4 protein-coding genes and 2 pseudogenes are annotated in these 6,212 nt (G+C 43.8%); 4 read left to right on the top strand and 2 right to left on the bottom strand.

The genetic code is table 11. The features are described 5' to 3' along the window. Positions 1-159: 159 nt before the first annotated feature. A pseudogene (locus EWV84_RS09780) lies at positions 160-312 on the bottom strand (ImmA/IrrE family metallo-endopeptidase); the annotation flags it as partial. On the opposite strand from EWV84_RS09780, the pseudogene EWV84_RS09775 reads away from it, so the two are divergent. From EWV84_RS09775 to EWV84_RS09760, 4 genes and pseudogenes are all read left to right on the top strand, one after another. Next, a pseudogene (locus EWV84_RS09775) lies at positions 310-603 on the top strand (Piwi domain-containing protein); the annotation flags it as partial. The pseudogenes EWV84_RS09780 and EWV84_RS09775 overlap by 3 nt on opposite strands. A gap of 290 nt (positions 604-893) precedes the next feature. Beyond that, entirely contained in the window at positions 894-3,263 is a 2,370-nt protein-coding gene (locus EWV84_RS09770; protein ID WP_287077843.1) for a glycogen debranching protein, read from the top strand. 171 nt (positions 3,264-3,434) lie between these two features. Further along, entirely contained in the window at positions 3,435-4,097 is a 663-nt protein-coding gene (locus EWV84_RS09765; protein ID WP_287077842.1) for a TVP38/TMEM64 family protein, read from the top strand. A 227-nt stretch (positions 4,098-4,324) separates the two neighbouring features. After that, the gene (locus EWV84_RS09760) at positions 4,325-5,332 is read left to right on the top strand and encodes a DnaJ C-terminal domain-containing protein (RefSeq protein ID WP_287077840.1); all 1,008 of its coding nucleotides are present in this window, start codon (positions 4,325-4,327) and stop codon (positions 5,330-5,332) included. 205 nt (positions 5,333-5,537) lie between these two features. On the opposite strand, the gene EWV84_RS09755 is transcribed toward EWV84_RS09760, so the two are convergent. Beyond that, a complete protein-coding gene (locus EWV84_RS09755; protein WP_287077839.1) occupies positions 5,538-5,882 on the bottom strand; it encodes a hypothetical protein in 345 nt (114 codons plus the stop codon). Between the last annotated feature and the right edge of the window lie 330 nt (positions 5,883-6,212).

The following is a 6,212-nucleotide window of genomic DNA, read 5'->3' as shown; positions in this document are numbered from 1 at the left end:
GGAAAAAGTACCTGAATTTTCCCCCTGATCACTCCCATGCCTGGTACTTTTTGATTGACAAAAAGTCTAAAAGTCTTACCCAACAAGGTTTTTAGATTTATTCAGCAGACCCTAAATAGGTCGATCGAGATGGGCAAAATCTCCCTCGGAACATTTAAGCTATCTCTTGGGAAAATTACTGGCCCGATAAATTACTTTTTGATCGACTTTAATCCAATGGAGACTCTCTAAACGATTTCTAAGATTAGTAATAGTTACTCCCAACTCGTCGGCGATCGCATACAGATTTCCCCATTTCGTCAAGTCACGTCCCTAGGATTAGCTTTTGCTTTATCAAAACGGGAAGTTATCTTGATAACTTCCCAAGTGTCTGAACAAATAGGTGTTCCTCGTCCCTTACGCTTAAAAGTTCATGAATTAGGAGAACAAGTAAATTTAAAACAGTTAGTTGACACTACGTTGAAATTAACTTTACTTCACTATGGTTCTCTCAAAGACCCCCGTTTACCTATCCCTTTGCATGGAGCGGATGCTATTGCTCATCGACGCTTACAAGGAATTTGTCCTAGTTTATTAGAAGATGATTGTCAATTCTGGCTTTAGAGAGGAAAATTATGTATAATTCTCATAGCAATCTACACCATCTGGAAGAATTAGTCAGTGATTTATCTAACCAAATTAGTTTACTGACGGCATAAAATCGAGCAATTAAAGAAAGATTGGCCTATCTTGAATGGGACTTGCATCGAGAAAATGGATGTTTACAAGCCGAAAATTTATCTCTAGGTTAAATTGCACAGCTTGTTTTCCCGGGAGATCAAGCTTTAGATTTTTTTCTTATTTCCTTGAGCGAAAAATGTCTATTATCAAAGGCGATATTATCCCGCCAATTTATGTTGCCAGCGATCGGTCAAAATCATCCCCAATCTGGTAATTATGCCCCCTTAGATAGCCATCTCTGGGCCGATGCCACCTATCCCCTCGGAGCGCATTATCGGGGCGATAGTGTCACCTTTGCCGTCTATTCTAAAAATGCCAGTCAGATTCTTCTGGAAATCTACGATCGCCCGACGGGAGAAAACGCTAAGTATGATTACTGGTTGACAAAAAACCCAAATGATGATATATGGCGGGCAAAAATCGCCGGTATTCCCCCGGGCAGTTACTACGCTTTTCGCTGTTGGGGTTCCAATTGGCAATTTGATCAAAAATGGCAAAGAGGTCACAGTAACGCTGGTTTTCGGGCAGATGTGGACGATTTCGGCCATCGTTTTAACCCCAATAAAGTCCTCTTCGATCCCTACACGCGAGAACTTTCCCACGACCTTGAAACCCCGGCCATGATCGCGGCCGGAGAAAATGCGGGAATGTATGCCACGGGAGAAGGGGACTACAAAGGAATGATCCGGCGGCAATACGATACGGGCAAATGGTCGCCCAAAGGCATTGTTATCGCGCCGGATGGGACTTCTACCGGGATTCGTCCCCGTCTGGGTGCCGAAAAAGCGATCATTTATGAGGCCCATGTGCGCGGTTTAAGCAATCACCCCTCCGCTAGTCGTTTAGAAGATATTCTCAAGGGAATTACGGGTTTTGAGGAAGTGGCTAACGTTCCCGACCAGTACAGAGGAACTTATGCGGGAGCCGGCTATATGGCCAAATACCTGAAAGCACTAGGATTTACCACGATCGAACTCTTACCGGTCCAAGAAACCGCTAACGATAATAACCCCGACGATCGCCCGGGTGGTAACTATTGGGGTTACATGACCTTTGGTTATTTCGCCCCCGATCGCCGTTATGCTTATGATCGCTCCCCCGGTGGACCGACCAGAGAATTTAAGGCCATGGTCAAAGCTTTCCACGACCAAGGTATAGAAGTTTATCTCGATGTGGTCTATAATCACACGGGAGAAGGGGGCAATTGGGGCAGCAACGATGTCACCGGATTTGTTAGTTTTGGTGGTTTTGATGTGGTGGAATACTATCAACTCACCGATGAACATTATCTAGTCGATGGGGCCACCGGCTGCGGAAATCAATTAAACTTTTCCCATATTGTCACCTGTAATCTGGTTCTTGATTCCCTCACCTATTGGTTAGAAACCATGGGAGTTGATGGTTTTCGTTTTGATCTGGCCACCGTCCTCGGTCGAACTCCTTCTAGTCATGAACGGGAAGATTGGGGCAAACAAAAACAATTCTTTCCTAAACATCCTTTGTTAGAAAAGATCGAGAAATTAGGCAAGAAATACGATGCGGAAATGATCGCCGAAGCTTGGGATATCTGGGGTTACGAAGTGGGGAATTTCCCAACGGGTTGGGGAGAATGGAATGGCCGTTATCGCGATGCAATCCGGCGTTTTTTAAAGGGAAATAGTAATACTTTTCAATTCATCGAACAGGTGAACGGAGATTATCGCAATTTTAACGACCAAGGCGGACCACAAAAATCGATCGGTTTTATTGTTGCCCACGATGGTTTTACCCTGATGGATTTAGTCAGTTATAACAATAAAAATAACCTCAATCCCTGGCCTTTTGGTCCTTCCGATGGCGGCAATAATAATAACGATTCTTGGGATTCTGGCGGTAATCAGTCCTTACGTCGCCAAAGATTACGCAACTTTTGGACGATTCAATTTTTGTCTCGCGGTGTGCCGATGACTGTCTGGGGTGATGAATTTGGCCGCAGCCAAAATGGTAATAATAATCCCTACAATATTGATAGTGTGGCCACTTGGAATAATTATGATATGATCGCCACCCGTTCACCCCATCTACTGCCCACGGGTTATCGGGAAGCTTATCATAATAATTTTGGCACGGGAACTAATCAAGAAGAACGCAATCCTTTATTTATTTTTGCCGCTTATATTGCTCACTTAAGACAGAATCATATAGCACTCAAACAGCACCGCTACGGCGATATGGTTCTCGATGCGGGCAATAATGTCACCTACTTATTTAAAAAACCCGATGGGGTTAGCGATTTAACTGCCCATGATCGCTCTATTTGGTTTTTAATTGATGGTAGTGCCGTCGGCGATCACGATTTTTTGGTGTTAATTAATATGTATTATCTGCCGGTGGATTTTCGCATTCCCTCACCACCCGATAATTATCGTTGGCTAAGAATTATTGACACGGCAGCTTGGGCAGAAACCGATTATAATTGTTGGTCTGTGGATCAAGGGGCAGTAATTGCCGATCGCTATAAAGTCAATGGTTTTTCGATCGTGGTTTTGGAGGAGGTTAACTAAACTACCCACAGCGATATCGGGGGTAATTTGGGGACAGATAGGGCAGCCCGCTAATATTGAGATCGAGATCGATTCTCAGCTGATTTCTGCTATATTTTTGGCAACAGAGAAATATCAAACCCCGCTGCATCTCAGTTTTGCCACCCGCACTTAGCCCAAAATTGCCGTTAAATGTCTAAAACTAAAAGTAGTGTCATTATCCTAACCATAATTTGTATTATCGCCACGGCGATCGGAATTTATCTGATCGGTGGTATCGACTCCCAAAAATTGCAGATCTGGTTAAAACAAATGGGAATTATGGCCCCCATTTTGTATATTATTCTCTATACGATCGGGACAATTTTAATTCTGCCTTCTACCCCCTTAAACCTCAGTGGTGGGGCTATCTTTGGGGTGGTTATGGGAACAGTTTGGACAACGATCGCCGCTTTGGTGGCCGCTATAGTTGCCTTTGCTTTTACCCGTACTATTGGCCGGGAATATACCGCCAAAAAATTTCAGGGAAAATGGCAAGCGATCGATGCAGAAATGCAGCAAGGGGGACTATTTTATATGTTTGCTATCCGTCTATTACCGATTATTCCCTACGGTATCGTTAACTTTGTTGCCGGATTAACTTCTATCCGTTTTCGCGATTATTTCATCGGTACTTTATTAGGCACTGTCCCCGGAATTTTACCCTTTGTCATGATGGGTGCGGGTTTAAAATCTTTAGGAAAAGGCGATATATTGCCCCTGATGGTGGCTTTTACCCTCATTGCTCTGTTAGTAGGTGTGGGAACTTGGTATCGTCGTCGTCGACAATTTCCCCAGATAAAAAGTAAAAAGTGAAAAGTAAAAAAGTGGACGTTACATTAAAGGTAAAAAGGGTTTTGGGTGTTGGGATTTTAGGGTTTTGGGGTTTTGGGGTATTAGTTGAAATTTCCCTATTCCCCTATCTCCCCATTTCCCTATCCCCTGACCCCTGTCCCCTGACTCCCGACTCCTGACAACGATAAAATTAAGTTAGATTAGGAATATCCCGACTGAATCCTCATTGCTAAGGAGATAGCGTATCGATGCCTGCCGCAGATTATAAAGATTATTATGCCGTTCTGGGAGTAGGTAAAACTGCCAGCGCTGAAGAAATTAAAAAAGCTTTTCGTAAATTAGCCGTCAAATATCATCCCGATCGCAATCCTAACGATAAAAGCGCCGAAGAACGTTTTAAAGAAATTAGTGAAGCTTACGAAGTCCTCTCCGATAGCGAAAAACGCCAAAAATACGATCAATTTGGACAATATTGGCAACAGGCCGGGCGATCGAATTGGCCCGGTGGTAATCCGGGGGGTGACTTTGGTTCGGACGGTTTTGACTTTAGCCAGTACAGCACCTTTGATGATTTTATCAATGAACTGCTCGGTCGCATGGGTCGCTCCGGCGGTACTCGCCCAGGTTCCCATTCCTACGGGACTCCGGGGGGAGGATTTGGCGATTTTAGCAATTTTAACGACTTTGCCGGCGCTCGTACTCCACCGCAATCTGTCACTTCTGGTATCTCCACCGCTAAACTGCGTCTGACTTTTGCGGAAGCTTTACGAGGAGTCCAAAAACGGGTTAATTTAGCCGGAGAAATGATCGATATCAAAATCCCCCCAGGAACTAAAACCGGCAATCGTCTCCGGGTACGGGGTAAAGGACTAATCGATCCCTTAAGTAAACAACGGGGAGATCTATTTCTCGATGTGCAATTAGAACCCCATCCTTTCTTTACTTTTGAAGGCGATAATTTAACCTGTGAAGTCCCGATTACTCCCGATGAGGCGGTTTTAGGCACAGCGATCGAAGTTCCTACCCCCGATGGCATGGTGACGGTAAAAGTTCCCGCCGGTATTCGTTCCGGTCAATCCCTGCGCTTACGCGGCAAAGGTTGGATCGATAATAAAGGACAACGCGGCGATCAATTAGTCAAAATTGTCATCGATACTCCCAAACAGTTAACGGCGATCGAACGGGAATTATACGAGAAAATTAAATCTCAGCGTACCACCGATCCCCGTCGTCATCTCAGACAGGTGCAAATTTAGTCCCTATATCTTAATAGTGAGGTACGAAGTCTTCGTTTTGGGGAGTCAGGAGACAGGCTCAGATTAGCCTATACTTCATCTTTATGAGAAACGCTATATCAGTTATCAGTTATCAGTTATCAGTTATCAGTGGTTAGTTATTGGTCACTGTTTACTGTTTACTGTTTACTGATCACTGTTTACTGTCTCTGGAGTTTATCCTTGGCTAGAATTTAACCTTACTAGCCAACCAATTAGTAATTAATTTAGGGCTATTTTTTTTCACCCAATAGAGAGCATAAATTCTGAATATAGGCTTAGAAAAACGAGCGATCGCTTTCATAATAAAATTTAAGTTACGACGGGGAAACTTTTTATTAATTAAATTTAACGAACCCACATCGTAAAGACAGTCGATGATAATCCTAAAAGTCGTTTCCTCTCTTTGGAATAAACTATCTATTAACAATAGCACTTCCTGAATCCGTTGCTGTTTAAGCTGTTCTTCTTCGGAAACAGCCGAGAGAATCTGCTGCTGCTTAGATAATTTACTATCCGATGGGGTTAACATGATATGGTCGCCGAAAAATTAACTTGTTTTGATTTTATCCCTATTTGCCGATTTTGCAAGACCAAACCCCCCATCTATCCCCATTTTTACGATAACACGGATCATTACTGGTCTTTCCTCTCCCATGCCGTCTTGACTGTCATTGCTGTGATTGTGTCATGGACTATGATCGAAGTGATCACTGTTTACTGATTAAGGAAAATAGGGCAGATTGACATCCTCGCCGCCGTAAAACGGACGGCGATTCCTCACCACGCCACTTTTTTAGGGTGGTCGCTGAATGGGGTTGACGCGACCCGGGATGCTGCTTCTTTAACAGAAGTCTTACGC

The organism is Microcystis sp. M_QC_C_20170808_M3Col (assembly GCF_007095505.1).
Taxonomy (GTDB): domain Bacteria; phylum Cyanobacteriota; class Cyanobacteriia; order Cyanobacteriales; family Microcystaceae; genus Microcystis.
Note: the sequence above shows the minus strand (reverse complement) of the source record. Positions and strands in the feature narration are given on the sequence as shown.